The sequence below is a fragment of the Novosphingobium sp. genome, assembly GCF_031424035.1.
Classification (GTDB): Bacteria; Pseudomonadota; Alphaproteobacteria; order Sphingomonadales; family Sphingomonadaceae; genus Novosphingobium.
Window position 1 is genome coordinate 1 of record NZ_JANPGP010000023.1, and the last position, 17,340, is coordinate 17,340.

At 63.8% G+C, this 17,340-nt stretch carries 15 protein-coding genes and 1 tRNA gene; 7 read left to right on the top strand and 9 right to left on the bottom strand.

The annotated features are described in order from the left end of the window. Positions 1-178 precede the first annotated feature (178 nt). A tRNA-Val gene (locus RMO89_RS02675) sits at positions 179-253 on the bottom strand. A gap of 78 nt (positions 254-331) precedes the next feature. Further along, the gene (gene cpdR / locus RMO89_RS02680; protein WP_310531066.1) at positions 332-706 is read right to left on the bottom strand and encodes a cell cycle two-component system response regulator CpdR; all 375 of its coding nucleotides are present in this window, start codon (positions 704-706) and stop codon (positions 332-334) included. A 136-nt stretch (positions 707-842) separates the two neighbouring features. Here cpdR and RMO89_RS02685 point away from each other — a divergent pair, with 136 nt between their 5' ends. After that, a complete protein-coding gene (locus tag RMO89_RS02685; RefSeq protein ID WP_310531067.1) occupies positions 843-1,805 on the top strand; it encodes an N-formylglutamate amidohydrolase in 963 nt (320 codons plus the stop codon). 216 nt (positions 1,806-2,021) lie between these two features. On the opposite strand, the gene RMO89_RS02690 is transcribed toward RMO89_RS02685, so the two are convergent. Both RMO89_RS02690 and RMO89_RS02695 read right to left on the bottom strand, forming a co-directional pair. Next, positions 2,022-2,852 carry a SapC family protein gene (locus RMO89_RS02690; RefSeq protein WP_310531068.1) on the bottom strand — a complete coding sequence of 277 codons (831 nt, stop codon included), beginning with the start codon at positions 2,850-2,852 and terminating at the stop codon, positions 2,022-2,024. A 66-nt stretch (positions 2,853-2,918) separates the two neighbouring features. Further along, the gene (locus tag RMO89_RS02695; protein WP_310531069.1) at positions 2,919-4,367 is read right to left on the bottom strand and encodes an FAD-binding oxidoreductase; all 1,449 of its coding nucleotides are present in this window, start codon (positions 4,365-4,367) and stop codon (positions 2,919-2,921) included. A 163-nt stretch (positions 4,368-4,530) separates the two neighbouring features. On the opposite strand from RMO89_RS02695, the gene RMO89_RS02700 reads away from it, so the two are divergent. The 3 genes from RMO89_RS02700 (at position 4,531) to RMO89_RS02710 (ending at position 7,292) form a co-directional block, all read left to right on the top strand. After that, on the top strand, positions 4,531-5,124 hold the full coding sequence (locus RMO89_RS02700) for a hypothetical protein (protein ID WP_310531070.1): 594 nt from the start codon (positions 4,531-4,533) through the stop codon (positions 5,122-5,124). Positions 5,125-5,276: 152 nt separating this feature from the next. Beyond that, entirely contained in the window at positions 5,277-6,740 is a 1,464-nt protein-coding gene (locus RMO89_RS02705; RefSeq protein ID WP_310531071.1) for a DEAD/DEAH box helicase, read from the top strand. A 6-nt stretch (positions 6,741-6,746) separates the two neighbouring features. Continuing rightward, positions 6,747-7,292 carry a hypothetical protein gene (locus RMO89_RS02710; protein ID WP_310531072.1) on the top strand — a complete coding sequence of 182 codons (546 nt, stop codon included), beginning with the start codon at positions 6,747-6,749 and terminating at the stop codon, positions 7,290-7,292. Positions 7,293-7,298: 6 nt separating this feature from the next. Here the strand turns inward: RMO89_RS02710 and RMO89_RS02715 are convergent, their stop codons facing one another. Continuing rightward, entirely contained in the window at positions 7,299-9,578 is a 2,280-nt protein-coding gene (locus RMO89_RS02715; protein WP_310531073.1) for a UvrD-helicase domain-containing protein, read from the bottom strand. Between the two features lie 120 nt (positions 9,579-9,698). Between RMO89_RS02715 and RMO89_RS02720 the strand changes: the two genes are divergently transcribed. Continuing rightward, entirely contained in the window at positions 9,699-10,379 is a 681-nt protein-coding gene (locus RMO89_RS02720) for a hypothetical protein (protein WP_310531074.1), read from the top strand. 245 nt (positions 10,380-10,624) lie between these two features. After that, complete coding sequence (locus tag RMO89_RS02725) at positions 10,625-11,905, top strand: MFS transporter (RefSeq protein WP_310531075.1); 1,281 nt, start codon at positions 10,625-10,627, stop codon at positions 11,903-11,905. On the opposite strand, the gene rsmD is transcribed toward RMO89_RS02725, so the two are convergent. Together rsmD and RMO89_RS02735 are read right to left on the bottom strand one after the other, a co-directional pair. Further along, a complete protein-coding gene (rsmD, locus tag RMO89_RS02730) occupies positions 11,880-12,425 on the bottom strand; it encodes a 16S rRNA (guanine(966)-N(2))-methyltransferase RsmD (protein ID WP_310531106.1) in 546 nt (181 codons plus the stop codon). The genes RMO89_RS02725 and rsmD overlap by 26 nt on opposite strands. Positions 12,426-12,427: 2 nt before the next feature. After that, entirely contained in the window at positions 12,428-13,591 is a 1,164-nt protein-coding gene (locus tag RMO89_RS02735; RefSeq protein ID WP_310531076.1) for a pseudouridine synthase, read from the bottom strand. 142 nt (positions 13,592-13,733) lie between these two features. Here RMO89_RS02735 and RMO89_RS02740 point away from each other — a divergent pair, with 142 nt between their 5' ends. Continuing rightward, positions 13,734-15,260, top strand: a complete 1,527-nt coding sequence (locus RMO89_RS02740) for an AmpG family muropeptide MFS transporter (RefSeq protein ID WP_310531078.1) — start codon at positions 13,734-13,736, stop codon at positions 15,258-15,260. On the opposite strand, the gene RMO89_RS02745 is transcribed toward RMO89_RS02740, so the two are convergent. Continuing rightward, positions 15,238-16,485, bottom strand: coding sequence for a folylpolyglutamate synthase/dihydrofolate synthase family protein (locus tag RMO89_RS02745; protein ID WP_310531079.1), 1,248 nt, complete (start codon positions 16,483-16,485; stop codon positions 15,238-15,240). The genes RMO89_RS02740 and RMO89_RS02745 overlap by 23 nt on opposite strands. Then, on the bottom strand, positions 16,482-17,330 hold the full coding sequence (accD, locus tag RMO89_RS02750; protein ID WP_310531080.1) for an acetyl-CoA carboxylase, carboxyltransferase subunit beta: 849 nt from the start codon (positions 17,328-17,330) through the stop codon (positions 16,482-16,484). Before accD ends, RMO89_RS02745 begins: the two co-directional genes overlap by 4 nt. Positions 17,331-17,340: the final 10 nt, after the last annotated feature.

A 17,340-nucleotide genomic window follows, 5' to 3' on the forward strand; every position in this document is an offset into this window, starting at 1 on the left:
GAATGCCACAAATGGGGAGGTGGCATTTGCGCCAGCAAATGACGGAGGGGGTTCTGCCCTCGCGCCATTACCCCTCCGTCAGCCCTGCGGGCTGCCACCTCCCCATTTGCGCTACGCGAAAATGGAGAGGACCCAGATAACCAAAAAGGCCCCGGGAAACCGGGGCCTTTTTCGTGAATGGTGGGCGTAGCAAGGATTGAACTTGCGACCCCTACGATGTCAACATAGTGCTCTACCACTGAGCTATACGCCCGCACCATTCAGGTTCTGCCCGAAGCCGTCGCCCCGGGCAGGGGTGCGCCAATAAGGTAGGCACCCCGGCAAATCAAGATCAAATGCGCGCGCTGTTTTGCAAGCCGAAAACGCGTTCGACTTCCATGACCAGATCCTTGAGGTGGAACGGCTTGGAAAGCACGCGCGCCTGCGGGGCTTCGCGGTTGGCTTTCAGCGTTACAGCGGCAAATCCGGTAATGAACATGACCTTGGTCTCGGGGCTGACTTCGGCGCAGCGCTGGGCTAGCTCGATGCCGTCCATTTCAGGCATGACGATGTCGGACAGCAGCAAGTCGAAGTGCTGCTCTTCCAGCAGCGGCAGCGCCGCGGTGCCGCGATCGACTGACACGACCTCATAGCCGGCATTTTCCAGCGCCCGCGCAAGGTAGGTGCGCATTGCGTCTTCGTCTTCGGCCAGAAGGATGCGGATCATGTGCCCTGTCTATTCCCGTGTTTGTCGTGCAGCGGCGTCCTTATAGGCCGGGACAGTTTAACAAACCTTGCCCACGGCCCCCGTGGGGAAGGGCAATTTTTTGACAAAAAGGGCAATCCGGGCCAGCTTTCCAGCCATGTCATCGCCGGAAAAGTCGCGATCCGATTCGCCGATCATCGAAGGCGGGACAATCCCCGGTTCCGCTGGTGAAGCCGCCTATTTCCTTGATGCGCCGCAGCCATCGACAATCCCCGTGCTGATCGCCGTCCCGCACGCCGGGCGGACTTATCCCGCCTCTGTATTCGAGCGGATGCGCAATCCCGGTACCGCTGCCGTGCGGCTTGAAGACCGCTATGCCGACCAACTCGCCCGCCGCGTCGCTGATGCCACTGGCGCGGCGCTGCTCGTGGCCCAAGCGCCGCGCGCGATGATCGATCTGAACCGCGATCCGGGCGATGTGGATTGGGAGATGTTTTCCCGGGGCCGGCCCGACCCGCTCGGCTCCTACGAGCCCGGACGCCGTTCGCGCAGCGGGCTTGGCCTTATACCGCGCCGTTTGCCCGGGCTTGGCGAGCTGTGGAAGCGGCGGCATGAACAGTCCGACCTGGATGACCGCATTGCGTTGATCCACGAACCCTATCACACCTGCCTTGCAACCGAACTGCAACGGCTACGCGAGCGGTGGGGGGCGGCGCTACTGCTTGATCTGCATTCGATGCCGCCGCTGCCCAAGCAGGGTGGCCAGTGGCCGGCGGAATTCGTGCTTGGCGATCGATTCGGTGCGACGTGCTCAGGCGCGCTGGTGGCCTCAAGCTTTTCCTATTTTTCCGAAATGCGCCGGGCGATCGCGCACAATCGGCCCTATGCTGGCGGCTATGTGCTGGAGCGACATGCCCGGCCCGATTCGCACATCCACGGCTTCCAGCTTGAGATTGACCGCACCAGTTATCTCGATCCGGCGCAGTCCGAACCGGGTGCCGGCTTTGCCGTGATCGTCCACCTGCTCACCGGGCTGGTGCGCCGGTTGGCGGGCGAAGTGGCGGAACTGGGCCGTTCTGCGCGTCCGGAAGACGGCGGTTGGGCCATCGCTGCGGAGTGATCCGGCTTTCCTGAAGCCCATAAAAAACCACCCCGTGCAATCGCACGAGGTGGCCAAGGTTCAGGGAGGAGGTGCACTCGCGTGCACCAACCCGACCGGCACCATGAGGGAAGCACCAGTCAGGCAGATTCGAAACTATCCCTTGAAATTTCAAAATTCAAGCCCGCAATTGCGCACCGTGATATTGCGGCGGCATTGCGGGCTTGAACTGGAAAATCAGGACTTCTTCTTGGGAGCCTTGGCAGCCGGCTTGTCGTCGGCAGCGGGGGCAGCAGCAGCCGGGGCGGCAGCGCCGACCGGACCCTTGCCCTGCATGACCTGACGGCCAAAGATCTCGCGGATCAGCTGCAGCGAGAACAGGTGCGCATAGATCAGCGCGAGTACGCCGTTCTGGTTGAGCGTACGCAGCACGTCACCGCGCAGTTCGCGCAGCTTGGCTTCGTCAACCATGCGGAAGCCGCGATAGATGAACGGCTGGTCGGTGCCGTCCTGCTGGATAGCGACTTCGCCGTCCATCAGCAGCTCATGCTTTTCGAGCTCGGCGACGAAGTTCTGCGTGCGCTGGCCGGCTTCCTCGAACTGCTTGCAGAATTCGAGCAGGCCCTTGGTCGAATCGGTCGGCTGGTCGCCGTCGAACAGGGCGTGGCCCTCTTCGCTTTCACCCACCAGGTCGCTGGTCGGGTCGAAGCAGAGCGACAGCTCTTCGCTCGAATCGCTCAGCTTGGCGAGGAGGAACGGATAGCGGCGGACATAGGCCGGCACGTAAACGTTATCGATAAGCTTGGCATCGGCATCGAGGAAGGTGTTGATGCCTTCGTTCAGGCCCATAAGAGCCAGCGGCACGGAATTGTCGCCCGACGAGAAGATGATCGGATAGTGGCGCGACGCATCGGGGAATTCCTCGGCGGTCAGCGGCACGGCGTGCTGGTTGGAAAGCCAGGTAGCCTTGTCGGTCTGGCGGCTCTTGTAAGACGCATGATCGCGGCTGTTGAGCGGCATCAGGTCCTGGTAAAAAAGCGGAAGCTGGGCTTGCGGCGCGCTGGCCATGATAGGTTCTCTCCGGAATAATTGTGGTAGTTTAGAATCTGCGACTTGGACCCGAAAGGCGCGGCTTTAAGCGTTGGCCCGGTCTGGCGCAAGTGTCAGAAGCTTACCCGGATTCAGGATTCCCGCGGGATCGAGCGCGCGTTTTACCTGCCGCATCATTGCCAGCGATACCGGATCGCCCAACCGTTCCAGTTCGGCACGCTTTGAGCGCCCGATTCCGTGCTCGGCCGAGATAGATCCGCCCCATTCGGTGACCAGATCATGCACCCGCGCGCTGACCCGCGCACCAAGATCCGAATCATAGTCCCGCTGGCTGATGCCGGCGGGGGCGAGAACGTGGAAATGGACGTTGCCATCACCCAGATGGCCGAAGGCCAGCGCATGGACGCCGGGAAACTCGGCTTCAACCAGCGGAACGGCGTGGTGCACGAAAGCGGGCATCTTCTCTACCGGCACCGAAACGTCATGCTGTACGGCGGCGCCCTTGGCTCGTTCGGCAGGTGCAATCGAATCGCGTAGCAACCAAAACGCACGGGCCTGTGATTCGTTGGCGGAAAGCACCGCATCCTCAATCAGCCCGGCGTCGAAGGCTGATGCGATCATCGCCTCGACCCGGTCCTGCAGGCTGTCGGCCTCGTCACGTTCGGCCACAACCTCGATCAGCACGTGCCAGGCGTGTTCGCCCTGCAAGGGCGCACGGGCATCGGGCAGGTGATCCAGAACGGCGCGCAGGCTGGTGGCCTGAAGCACTTCGAAACCTTCGAGCGAATCGCCGGCAATGTCCTCGCAGTGGAGCAGCAGCGCGCGGGCAATATGGAGGTCTGGCATGCCGGCCCAGACGACGATGCGATCAGCCACAGCGGGCACCAGCCGCAAGGTCGCGGCGGTGACGATGCCCAGAGTGCCTTCCGAGCCGATCAGCAATTGCTTGAGGTCGAAGCCGCGGTTGTCCTTTTTGAGCGGGGTCAGGGCATCGAACACGGTGCCGTCGGCCAGCACTGCCTCGATCCCCAGTACCAGCGCGCGCATCGATCCGTGGCGGATAACCTGCGTGCCACCGGCGTTGGTCGAGATCAGGCCGCCGATCGTCGCTGATCCCTTGCCGCCCAGTGTCAACGGAAAGCGCAGGCCTTGGGCTTCGGCAGCATTGTGGAGATTTTCGAGGATGAACCCGGCATCGCAGACTGCCTGCCGGCCTGCGACATCGAGTCTGCGCAAAGAGTTCATGCGCCGCAGCGACAAGAGCAACTGGCTCCCGCTCTCGTCCGGTGTGGCCCCGCCCGACATGCCAGAATTGCCACCCTGAGGGACGATTGCGACCCCGTGGCGGGCGCACAGCTTCACCAGCGCGGCGACTTCGTCAGTGCTGGCAGGGGAAGCCAGGGCCAGTGCAGCACCATGGTATCGCCCGCGCCAGTCAGTCAGCCATGGCTCGACCAGATCAGGGTCTTGCGTCAGGCCGCGCGGGCCGAGCAAGGCGGCAGCTTCTTCCAGAAAGGCAGCAGGGGTATCCATGGTTCGGCGATATGGCACAGGCAGCGCGCCCGCGAAACATTGCATTCCCTGACAATGGGGTTAAGCGGCGGTTCAAGGATTGGGGCTAAACCAAGGCAAAGACGGTCGTGACGTATTCCTGTCGTGTCATCGTCCCGGAAAGGTCGAACCGAACAAACCTGCAATGAATCCGTTTGCCGCCATCCTTGCCCCGTTGATGCTCGTGCCGGTCGCTGTGCTGCCCGGAATGACGCCGGAATCGGTGACGGCACCGGTTCCCGTGGCCGCCCCGGAAAGCGCGGCGCTGGCAGCAGACGGAGTGTTTGGTGAAGCGGAGCGCGATGAAACTGGTTCGCTGCTCTCGGTCATCAGCACTCTCACTCGGGATGTTGCCAACCAGGTTTCTATCGAACAGCGCCTGATCATTCGGATCACCCCGCAGGCCCCCGCGCCGCAACGTTCAGGCATTGTTGCCGATCTGCCGCGCCGGGCAATAAGTTCCAAGCTCGAAGAAAAGTCGATGGGCAAATGCGTCCCGGTGGCGGGCATTGCCGGGGTCCAGATCGCGCAGGACAACAAGCTGGTCCTGTTCATGCGTGACACCCGCATCGTCAGCGCCGGTCTCGACAAGGGTTGCACCGCGCGGGACTTCTATTCAGGCTTTTACGTCGCTCGCACCGGCGACGGGATGATGTGTTCCGGGCGTGACAAGTTGCAATCGCGTAATGGCGCCAATTGCAAACTGGGCAAGCTGAAGCAGCTCGTACCGTCGGACTGACCGCGATCGCTTGCACCATCGTTAGTACCGGACCCGGCTTTTCTTGACTTTTCCCTATGTTTGCGCCTAGGGCGCGGGCGGCTTTGCTGTGGCAAGTCAATCGGGACAGGCCAGTTCCTTTACCCCGATATCCTCTGATCCAGAAAGTACACATGAGCTTCGCCGATCTCGGCCTGTCCGACGAATTGCTGCAGGCGATCATCGCCAAGGGATATGACACGCCCACGCCGATCCAGGCGCAGGCCATTCCCTCCGTGCTCATGATGCGCGATCTGATCGCCATCGCCCAGACGGGAACCGGCAAGACTGCCAGTTTCGTGCTGCCGATGATCGACATCCTGGCCCATGGCCGGCGCCGCGCGATGATGCCGCGCAGCCTGATTCTGGAACCCACGCGCGAACTCGCCGCCCAGGTAGCCGAGAATTTTGAGGCTTATGGCAAGAACCACGACCTCAAGATGGCGCTGCTCATCGGCGGCGTGCAGATGGGCGATCAGGTCAAGGCGCTGAACGAAGGCGTCGACGTGCTGATCGCCACGCCGGGCCGCCTGATGGACCTGTTCGAGCGCGGCAAGATCCTGCTGACCGGCTGCGACCTGCTGGTCATCGACGAGGCTGACCGCATGCTCGACATGGGCTTCATCCCTGACATCGAGACGATCTGTTCGAAGCTGCCGGCCCAGCGCCAGACCCTGCTGTTCAGCGCGACCATGCCGCCGCCGATCAAGAAGCTGGCTGACAAGTTCCTGTCGAACCCCAAGCTGATCGAAGTTGCCCGTCCCGCCACGGCGAACATCAACATCGCCCAGCACAAGGTGCTCGTCGATGTCCGCAAAAAGCGCGAAGTGCTGCGCACCTTGCTCAAGACCGACAATGTTTCGACCGCGATGATCTTTGCCAATCGCAAGACCACCGTGCGCGAACTCAACAAGAGCCTGCTGGATCACGGCTTCAAGAGCGGCGAGATCCATGGCGATATGGACCAGTCCTCGCGCATTGCCGAGCTCGACAAGTTCAAGGACGGCCGGATCAACATCCTGTGCTGCTCGGACGTCGCGGCGCGCGGGCTTGACGTCAAGGGCGTCAGCCACGTGTTCAACTTCGACACGCCGTGGCACCCGGACGATTACGTCCACCGCATTGGCCGCACTGGCCGTGCCGGAGCGACGGGCCGTGCGTTCACCTTCGTTGCGCCTGCCGACCTGGAAGCGATCGAGAACGTCGAAAAGCTGACCGGCATGAAGATCCCGGTCTATGACATGAAGGCCGCTGGAGTTAGCGCCGAGGTTGCAGCGGAAGTCGAGGCAGATGCACCGCCTGCCCGCGAAAGCCGCCCGCGCCGCGAATCGCGTGCACCTCGTGAGGATCGTGCGCCGCGTGAAGAGCGCGCGGAACGTGCCCCCCGTGAAGAACGTGCCCCCCGTGAAGAACGTGCGCCGCGTGAAGAGCGCGCACCGCGTGAACCTCGTCCCGAACGCGAACCGCGGGCCGAACGCGAGGCACGCGCCCCGCGCAACGAAGAGCCGCGCCGCCGCCGCGACGAACCCGAAGCACCAAGCGCACCGGGCGAATGGAACGGCCCGGTTCCTGGTTTTCTGGGCGTCTCGGCACTCTAATCCGCGATGGATGGCTTCGAATTTGCGCTTTCCCTGTTCGGGCTGCTTTTGGGACTGGCTCTGGCCGAGGGTCTGGGCGGACTCGCTCGCGCGCTGAAATCACGCCATCGCGGCTGGATTGGCTGGCCGACCGCGTTGCTTGGCCTGTTCGTCAGCTGCGATGTAGTGACGTTCTGGATGTATGGCTGGTCCCTGCATTCGCTGATCAAGGTCAGCTGGCCGCTGCTGTTCGGTGGGTTTGTGGTCACCGGGATTTACTACGTCGCGGCGTCGCTGATCTTTCCTGACAATGACGAGGTCAGTTTCGAAGATCACTTCCAGCGCCACTACCGTTTGGTGATTGGCGGCATCTTGCTCTGTAATGCGGTCTTGGTTGGCTATGTATTTGCTCTGGTGGGATTTCCCGGAGCCGGAAGCCTTCGAACAATCATCCAGTCATGGTCGTTTTTTCCGGTTTCCCTGCTGGCAATCTGCGTAAAGGATCGGCGCATCGTCATCGGCTGCCTGATCTGGCTGGTGATGCTATATCCTCTGTCGGTGGTCTGGCTCTGATCTTTATCAGTCCGCCAGCTTCACGAAGCTGTCGATCACCCGCTTCGGCCCGGCCGTCTCGAAATCGATCTCGAGCTTGTTGCCTTCCTGCGCGGTGACGCAGCCGTAGCCGAACTTCTCGTGGAACACGCGCGCGCCGATCGACACGTCGCTGCGCGGTTTCGCGGCGAAGCTGGCGGCGGAGCGCGTGGCCTCGGTCAAGCGCTTGGGCACGGGATCGAAATCGCGCGCGGCGGCGCGTTGCCAGCCGGGGCCGCGAGTCATGGTCCGCGCCGGTTCGGAGCGGGCGAGGTGGGCGAAGGGATCCTCGCGCTCTGACCACTGCGCCTTCCACAGGCTTGCGCCGCCGGTCAGGGTGGTTTCGGCATCGACGTGGGCGGGCGGAATCTCACCGATGAAGCGGCTGGGGATCGAGCTGGTCCACTGGCCATATATACGCCGGTTGGCGGCATGGAGGATCGTGCAGCGCCGCCGCGCGCGGGTAATCGCGACATAGGCGAGACGGCGTTCCTCTTCGAGGCTGGCGAGCCCGCCTTCGTCCATCGCGCGCTGGCTGGGGAACACGCCTTCCTCCCAGCCGACGAGGAATACCTGGTCGAATTCCAGCCCCTTGGCCGCATGGATGGTCATGATCGTGACCTTCTCGGCATCGTCGGCGGCGTCATTGTCCATGACGAGGCTGACGTGTTCGAGGAAATCGCCCAGCGTGTCGTATTCTTCCATCGCGCGGGCAAGTTCAGAGAGGTTTTCCAGCCGGCCCGCCGCTTCGGCGCTGCGCTCGGCCTGAAGCATCGCGGTATAGCCGCTCTCGTCGAGGATCGTGCGCACCAGTTCTGCCGGGGTCGCCGTCTTGGCCAGATCGCGCCAGCGGGCGAAATCGCGGACCAGCGCCAGCAGGGTGTTGCGCGCCCGCGCCGGCAGCTCATCGGTATCGACGATCTCGATGGCGGCGAGCGATAGCGGCACGCCGCGGACACGCGCATGCCGATGCAGCTTTTCGAGCGCCTTGTCACCTAGTCCGCGCTTGGGCGTGTTGTAAATTCGTTCAAACGCGAGGTCGTCGGCAGGCTGCGCGATGATCCGCAGATAGGCCAGCGCATCGCGGACTTCGGCGCGTTCGTAAAAGCGGAAGCCGCCGATGATCTTGTAGTTCAGCCCGATGGCGATGAAGCGATCTTCGAACTCGCGCGTCTGGAACTGCGCACGGACAAGGATGGCCATGGTGTTGAGGCTGGCGCCTTCGCGCTCCAACCGCTCGATCTCGTCGCCCACCCGGCGCGCGTCCTCGGGCCCGTCCCAGACACCGATCACCTTGACCTTGTCGCCCGCGTGACGCTCGGTCCACAGCGTCTTGCCCAGCCGCTGGCTGTTGGTGTCAATCAGCCCCGATGCGGCGGCGAGGATTTCCGGGGTGGAGCGATAGTTCTGCTCCAGCTTGATCACCTTGGCACCCGGGAAGTCCTTTTCGAACTTCAGGATATTCGCCACTTCCGCGCCGCGCCATGAATAGATCGACTGGTCGTCATCGCCGACCACGCAGATGTTCTTGCGCTCCTGCGCCAGCAGGCGGAGCCACAGGTACTGGACCTGGTTGGTGTCCTGATATTCGTCGACCATGATGTACTTGAAACGCTGGCGATAGATTTCCAGCACTTCGCGGTGCGTGCGCAGGATATTGAGGATGTGCAGCAGCAGGTCGCCGAAATCGCACGCGTTGAGCGCCTTCAGCCGGTCCTGATAGAGGCGGTAGAAGTGTTGACCCTTGCCATTGGCATAGCTCTCGTTCTCCGCCGCATCGAGATCGCCGGGATTGAGCCCGCGGTTCTTCCAGCGATCGATGCAGGCGGCGAGCTGGCGCGGCGGCCAGCGCTTGTCATCCACACCCTCGGCCTGGATCAGCTGCTTGAGCAGGCGGAGCTGATCGTCGGTATCGATGATCGTGTAATTCTGCTGCAATCCGACCAGTTCTGCATGGCGGCGCAGCATCTTGGCCGCGATTGAGTGGAACGTGCCAAGCCACGGCATCCCTTCCACTGCCGGGCCGATCAGGTGGCCCACCCGCTCGCGCATTTCGCGCGCCGCCTTGTTGGTGAAAGTGACGCAAAGGATCTCGCTCGGCCAGGCGAGGCGGCTGCGCACGAGGTGAGCCAGCCGCGCGGTGAGCGCAGCGGTCTTGCCCGTGCCAGCGCCCGCCAGCATCAGCACCGGACCTTCGGTGGTGAGCACGGCTTCGCGCTGAGGCGGGTTCAGGCCATCGAGCAGTGGATCGGGAGCAATATCGGACACGGTGCGAACAACTAGGGAACAAAGCGACGGGGCGCAAGCTGCGTGAGACCGGCGGAGGAACCTTTCGGGAAGCCGCTCGTATCCTTGGTCAGGTAACAGACAACGACGGAGTATTCAAAGATGCGCCCGATTTTTCTCGCGGGTTGCGCGGCTCTCGCCATGCTCGCCGCGCCGATCTCGCTCAATGCCCAGACTGAATCCTCGACGGTCACCACCGCCGAGGGCCGCACCTATACGCTCACGCCCGAGCAGCAGACCCTTTTCAATGGCTGGACCGCCGAACAGCGCGCTTCTTATGACGGATGGCCTTATGAGGCGCGCGAATATTATTGGTCGCTGACCGGTGACCAGCCGATGGCCTGGTGGGCGCTGACAGATCCGCAGCGCTTGTCGTTCGTAAGCTGGCCGGTCGAATACCGTACCTATTACCTGTCACTCCCGGCTGAGCGGCAGAAGGGATACTGGGCGCTGAGCGACAGCCAGCGCGGCATGGTCTACAAGATGTCGCCCGAACAGCAGGAAAAGGCTTGGGCGGCGGTCGCTGCGCAGATGGCCGGCCAGACTCCGGCAACTCCCGCCGACCAGGCCAACCCTCCGGGAATGGGGACGCCAACGACGGGCGTGCCCGATCCGCAGGCTGCGGCTCAGGCCGTGCCGCCCGCCATGCCAGCTGATGCCAGTTATCAGGGCGGACCCTACAAGGGCGCGCTGACCCCGCCGCCGGAAACCGCGATGAACAAGACCTATCCGGTCTGCACCAGCAAGCTGCAGGACAGCTGCCGCAACCGCGGCGGGCGCTAGATCAGGTGACCGGGAAGGGCGCTGAACAGTTTACAACTTGCAACAGGCTGTTCTCTTCCAATTCATCTTCGGTGGCTTATTGACTCCCTCAAGCCATCACTGATGGCAAGAGCCCCAGAGGGTCGCACGTCAGGGCGAGGTTTCGGCCTCGCCCTTTCGCTTTGGGGAGGGCGCCGGGCTTTCGGGCTTCGGCGCCCTTTTCATTCTGTTGACAGGCGCGTGCCGAACGGCAACGCAGCTGGCCCATGCACCCTGTCCGCCAACACGCCCGTGTTCTGTCCGCCGCCCTTGCCGGGACCGCGGTGGAATTCTACGATTTCTACATCTATGCGACTGCTGCCGCGCTGGTGTTCGGGCCGCTGTTTTTCCCGGCGCAGGATCCGGCGGCGCAGCTGGCGCTGTCATTCCTGACCTTTGGCATCGCCTTTGTCGCCCGACCGGTGGGGGCAATCGCCTTTGGTCATTTCGGCGACCGCATCGGCCGCAAGTCCACGCTCGTCGCCTCGCTGATGCTGATGGGCGGATCGACGCTGCTGATCGCGTTCCTGCCAACTTACGCCATGGCCGAGGGCTGGGGCGCGGGCTGGCTCGCGCCGACTCTGCTGTGCCTGTTGCGGTTCGGGCAGGGCTTTGGACTGGGCGGTGAATGGGGCGGAGCGGCGCTGCTGGCGGTGGAGAACGCGCCCAAGGGCTGGGAAGCGCGCTTTGGTGCAGCGCCGCAATTTGGCGCGCCGGTGGGCTTTCTTGCGGCAAACGGCCTGTTTCTGGTGCTCGGGCTGTGGTTGCCCGAAGCTGAGTTCAAGGCCTGGGGCTGGCGCATTCCGTTCCTGCTGAGCGCTGTGCTGGTCGGCCTCGGCCTCTGGGTGCGGCTCAGGATCGGTGAAACGCCGCAGTTCCGTGCCGCGCTTGAACAGGAAAAGCCGCCCGCCGTTCCGCTCGCGCGCCTGTTCGCGCAGCATGGCTGGGCGGTGCTGGCCGGAACCGCTGGGGCTATCGCCTGCTTCGCCATCTTCTACCTCGCTACAGCCTTTGCGCTTGGTGTTGGTACGACAACGCTGGGTTACAACCGCACCGAATTCCTTACCGCCCAGCTTGCCGCCAACTGCTTCCTTGCACTCGGCATCGGCGTGGCCGCCTACCGTGCGGACAAGCAGGGCAGCCGTTCGACCCTCGCCCTTGGCGCGGCGGCCACCGTGGTGCTGGGCTTCATTTTCGGACCCGGCCTGCAATCGGGATCGCTGTTCACCGTCTTCGCCACGCTTTCGGCGGCGCTGTTTGTCATGGGCTATGTCTACGGCCCCCTCGGTGCTTGGTTGCCGACGCTATATCCGCCGCTCGTGCGTTACAGCGGGGTTTCAGTCGCGTTCAATGCCGGGGGCATCGTCGGCGGCGCGCTGACGCCGTTCGTCGCGCAGGGCATGGCTGCTTCGGGCAACCTGATATTTGTCGGGATGCTGATCAGCGTCGCCGGATTGATGACGCTGATCGGTGTGCTGAGCGCTAGGCCGACAGCTTCGCCAGCGTGATCCGCGCCTTGCCGACCTTGCGTTCGGCCTCGACGGTGAAGCCTTTCAGCGTCGGACTTTCATTCATCGCGGTTTCCAGGCTGATCCAGGTTTGCGGGCCAATCCAGCCGAGCCGCGCCAGCTTGTCGAGCGCCACGTCGCCCGCGCCGGTGGCATAGGGCGGATCAAGGAACACGAGGTCGAGCGCCGCGGTCGGCTTGCCAAGCGACAGGACCGAACAGGCGCGAACGTCGCATTGCGACTGGGCCTGAAGGTTGGCGATGTTGCTGCGGATAGAGCGAATCGCGGCGGCATCCTGCTCAACGAACAGGCAGGTGGCCGCGCCGCGTGACAGTGCCTCGAGCCCGAGCGCGCCTGATCCGGCAAACAGGTCGGCCACGGACAATCCCTCGAAATCACCCAGCCGGCTGACCAGCATGGAGAACAGCGTCTCGCGGGTGCGATCAGCCGTCGGACGGGTGGTATCGCCAGCGGGGACGATCAATTTTCGTCCGCGCCATTGGCCGGCAACGATGCGCAGACTCACTTGGTTGGTCTCCCCGGACCCCTGTTGCCGCGGCCACCGCCATCAGTTCCGCCACCGCGAGGGCCGGAATTACCGCTGCCTCGAGGGCCTCCCCGAGGGCTGCTCCCCGGGCCTCTGCGCGTTTCGCCGCGCGTGTCGGCATCAGGGCTGCCACCGCGCCGGCTGCCGGTCCGTGCAGGCGGCTTGCCATCGCGGCGCGGCGAGCGGGGGGCATCACGGTCAACCGGGCGCGAGGGATCGGGCTTGCGCTTTGGCGGGCCGGAGCGTGCCGAGCCTGTGCGGGAAGGCTCCGAGCGGAAGGGGCCGGCCTTGCGGGCAGGTGCTTCGGACTTTGCAGTGGGTGCCTCGTCATTTGCGCCTTCCGCGCGAGGCGGCTGCTTGGGCAGAGTCATCAGCGTGCGGGCGAAGCGTTCAACATCGGCGGGTCGAACTTCGAATGCCTGCCCGCGCGGCAGGTCGTCGAGTTCGAACGGGCCGTAACGGATACGCAGCAGGCGGCTGACTTCCAGCCCCAATGCCTCAAGAACCCGGCGCACTTCGCGGTTCTTGCCTTCGGTGAGCGTCAGTTCGATCCACTGGTTGCGCCCGGTGCGCCGCTCCATATTGGCGTCGATGCGGCCGTAATGGACGCCCTCGATGGTGGTGCCTTCCATCAGGCTTTCGAGCTGCGTCTGCGTCACTTCGCCGTAAGTGCGGGCGCGGTAAGTGCGCGGGACTCCGCTCGCTGGCAGTTCGAGCGCGCGCTTCAGTTCGCCGTCGTTGGTCAGCAGCAGCAGCCCTTCGGTGTTGAGATCGAGCCGGCCGACCGGCATAAGCCGCGGCGTTCCGGCAGGCAGGGAATTGCGCAGCGCCGAATAAATCGTCGGGCGCCCTTGCGGATCGCGTTCAGCGGTGAGCAGCCCGGCGGGCTTGTGGAACACGAAAAGCCGCGCCGCCTCTGGCGCCTTGATCTGCTTGTCGTCCACCGTCAGCCCGTGCAGCGTGGTCAGCACCGTGGCAGGCGTAGTCACAACCACGCCGTCGATCTTCACACGGCCATCGGCAATCATCCGCTCGACCTCACGGCGAGAGGCCACCCCCGCACGTGCGAGGAGCTTGGCGATGCGCTCTCCACGGAGTGGAGTTTCACTGGCGCCCTTTTCAGGTGGGGATTGGTCCATCAGTGCCGCTTAGACGCATAGGGCAAAACCGTCAAAGACACCCTAGCCATGCCGGCAAATATGGCTAGCGTGCCGCCCGGACGCAGGGAGAAGGGTTCGCATGTCGGTTGATCTTATTCGGTTCTTGATTTTCGCGGGCGTCTTGCTGGCGCTCGTTCTGATCGCGACGACCAGCAAGACCTTCCGCCCCTATATCCGCAAGGCGCCGCTGGTGGCCTTCCTGCTCGGCATTTCGAGCGGATTTCCGCTGACTCTATTGATCGCGACGATGACTTTCTGGCTCGCCAAGGTGGGCATCGATACGGCGACCATCGGTTTTGCCGTGGCGCTGGGCATTCCCTATACGCTCAAGTTCCTCTGGGCGCCGCTTGTCGACAAGTTGCCGCTGCCGTTCCTGACCAAGACTTTCGGGCAGCGGCGCGGCTGGCTGTTCCTGATTCAGGCGCTGCTGTTCGTTTCGGTCTGGCAACTGGGCGCGAGCAATCCGCAGCCCGGCTCCATGGGGCTGTTCGCGGTCTGGGCGCTGATCACGGCGTTCCTCTCGGCCACGCAGGACATCGTCATCGACGCCTACCGCATCGAGATCCTTGACGAGGAAGAGTTCGCTCACGGTACGGCAACCAACCAGTTCGGCTATCGCACCGGCAACCTGATCGCTGGCGCGGGCACCATATATTTCGCATCGTCCGAAGGGCTGGGGCTGGGTTGGGCGACCGCTTATGGCCTGACCGCGTTCTGCATCGTGCCTGCTATCATCGGCGCGCTGTGGATCGGACCGGGCCGCTTTGTCGACCGCTTCGCCCATGCCAGCGGCATGAAAACGCGGCAGTTTCTGACAGAGGCCGTGGTCAACCCGTTCCGCGAATTTCTCAGCCGCCACGGCGCCTTCCTGATCCTTGGCTTTGTGCTCGTCTACAAGGTGGGCGATGCCATGGGGCAGGCGATGCTGAGCCCGATGATCGTCGATCTGGGCTTTGCCGACCTCGATTACATTTCTGCCAACAAGCTCTGGGGATTTGCCGCGCTGATCGTCGGTTCGGCGCTTGGCGCGCCCTTCATCCTGTGGCTCGGCATGGGCCGCGCCCTGCTGATCTCGGGCCTGATGATGATGCTGTCGAACGTGATGTTCATGGTGCTGGCGACAGTGGGCAACAATTACTGGATGCTGGTCGCCGCGATCGCGACCGAAAACCTGACGAGCGGCATCGGCCTGACGGTCTTCACCACATACCTCTCTGGCCTGTCCTCAATCGCCTACACAGCCACGCAGTTCGCGCTTTTATCCTCCTTCGCCGGTGTGGGGCGCACCTTCATGGCGGGGCCGGCGGGCATCATTGCCGACAAGTTTGGCTGGGTCGGCTTCTGGGGCTTCACCGTGGTCGCTGCGATCCCGGGAATGCTGCTGCTCTGGGTGCTGTGGAGCAAGGGTTACGTCGTGCAGGGCATCCGCCAGAGTGACGGGGTGGACGACCGGGCGCTCAAAGAACCGATCGGAGCCGCACGTGCCTTCGGCTTTCTGCTGGTGACGGTGGGGCTGGTCGGCGTATTGCTGTCGCAGCCGCTCAAGTGGGCGGGTTCGACCGCGCTGATCTTTGCTGCCGTGCTGCTGCTCGGCGGGCTGATTGCCTGGCTGGGCAAGGCCAAAGCTAGACAGGCAACTCCGCGTTGAGCCTGAGGACTTCACCCGCAAGGTAGAGCGAGCCTGCGATCAGCACCGGCAGGCCGTCATCAGGCAGCGCGGCGAGCGCAGAGGGAACATCGACAAAGGCATGGGCCTGCGGGCCGAATACCGTGGCCGGATGATAGTCGTGCGCCGGAACCGGCACGGCGGACAGCGTGAAGATGTTTTCCGCCAGTGACCCGGTGAGCGAGGCTGGGTCCTTGTTCGCCAGCATCCCCATGATCAGGTGCAGGCGCTGGCCCTTGAAATGCTCGCCCAGCGCCGCGCCCGCGCTCGGGTTGTGCCCGCCATCAAGCCAGACCTCTCGCGTGCCGGTGAGCGGGCCGGCAGAAAGACGCTGCAACCGCGCCGGCCAGCGGGCGCTGGCCGCGCCTGCCTGCATTGCGGCCTCGCTCATGGCGACTTTGTCCTGACGCTCCAGCATGGCAAAAGCGAGCCCGGCATTTTGAAACTGATGCCGGCCGGGAATCCCCAGAGGCGAGGCCCATTCACTCGACCCGGTTTCGAATAAGGGCGCACCGACTGACGTCGCAACCTCGGCAATCGCGGCTTGTGCCTGCGGCGGGTAAGCACCGCCAAGCGTAATGAGCGGCACCCCCGGCTTGGAAATTCCGGCCTTCTCGAACGCGATCCGCGCCATCGGATCGGCCGGCACGCCCTCTTCGGGCGCGAGCAGGAACCGTTCGTGGTCGATGCCCAGCGCGGCGATGCCGCAAGCGGCGAGGACCGCCGGTTCCAGAACATTGGTTGCATCGAACCTGCCGCCCATGCCGACCTCGACCACGCAAGCGTCAGCGGGTACGAGCGCGAATTCGGCGAAGGCGGCGGCGATGGTAACTTCGAAGAAGCTCGGCTCAAGGTCGATGCCGATGTCGAGAACTTCCTCCAGCACCTGCGCCAGTCGGTCATCGCTGATCAGCATTCCGGCGAGGCGGATGCGCTCGTTGTAGCGGACAAGGTGCGGGCTGGTGGTGGCGTGGACGCGGTAGCCTTGTGCCTCCAGCATGGCGCGCAGGAAGGCGCAGGTGCTGCCCTTGCCGTTGGTTCCGGCGACATGGAAAACTGGCGGCAGGCGCTTTTCGGGGTTGCCCAGCCGCGCGAGCAGCGTGCGCATCGTCTCCAGCCCCAGCCGTCCGTCTGGGACGGTCAGCGCGGCGAGCCGGTCAAGCTGGGCTTGTACGGCGGCGCTGTCAGACGTGGCAAAGTCTTTCACGCCGCCTTGGCGGGCGCCAGGAAGTCCAGCACGGTCGCCAGGGACGCCTTCAGGTCCTTCCGGTGCACGACCATATCGACCATGCCATGGGCGTGGAGATATTCGGCGCGCTGGAAGCCGGGAGGCAGTTTCTCACGGATGGTGTCCTGAATCACCCGCTGGCCGGCGAAGCCGATCAGGCAGCCCGGCTCGGCAATCTGGACGTCGCCCAGCATGGCATAGCTGGCAGTAACCCCGCCGGTGGTGGGATCGGTGAGGATCACGATATAGGGCAGGCCCGCTGCCTTCAGCCGCCGTGTGGCGACCGTGGTCTTGGGCATCTGCATCAGGCTGAGGATGCCCTCCTGCATGCGTGCACCGCCGGCGGCGGTGCAGATGACATAAGGGCTGCGTGTGCGGATCGCTTCTTCTGCGCCGGTGACGAATGCCTCTCCCACAGCCATGCCCATCGACCCGCCCATGAAGGCGAAATCCTGCACGCCGAGCACGACCTTGTGCCCGCCGATCGTGCCTGCCGCATTGGTCAGCGCATCGGGGTGCGGATTAGCGGCGCGGGCGGCCTTGAGCCGATCAGGATACTTCTTCGAATCGCGGAACTTCAGCGGATCTTCGGCAACCTTGGGGCTGGGCAGAATCGCGAAACCCTCGTCAAGCAGCTGCGCGAACCGGGCATCGGCACCGATGCGGCCATGATGCTCGCAGCGCGGGCAGACGCTGAGGTTTTCCTCGTACTCCTTGGTGAACAGCATTTCGCTGCACGAAGGACACTTGGTCCAGAGGTTGTCAGGCGTATCGCGCTTGGTGACGCGCGACAGCGAATTGCGGACTTTTGTGAGCCAGGACATGGCCTAATTC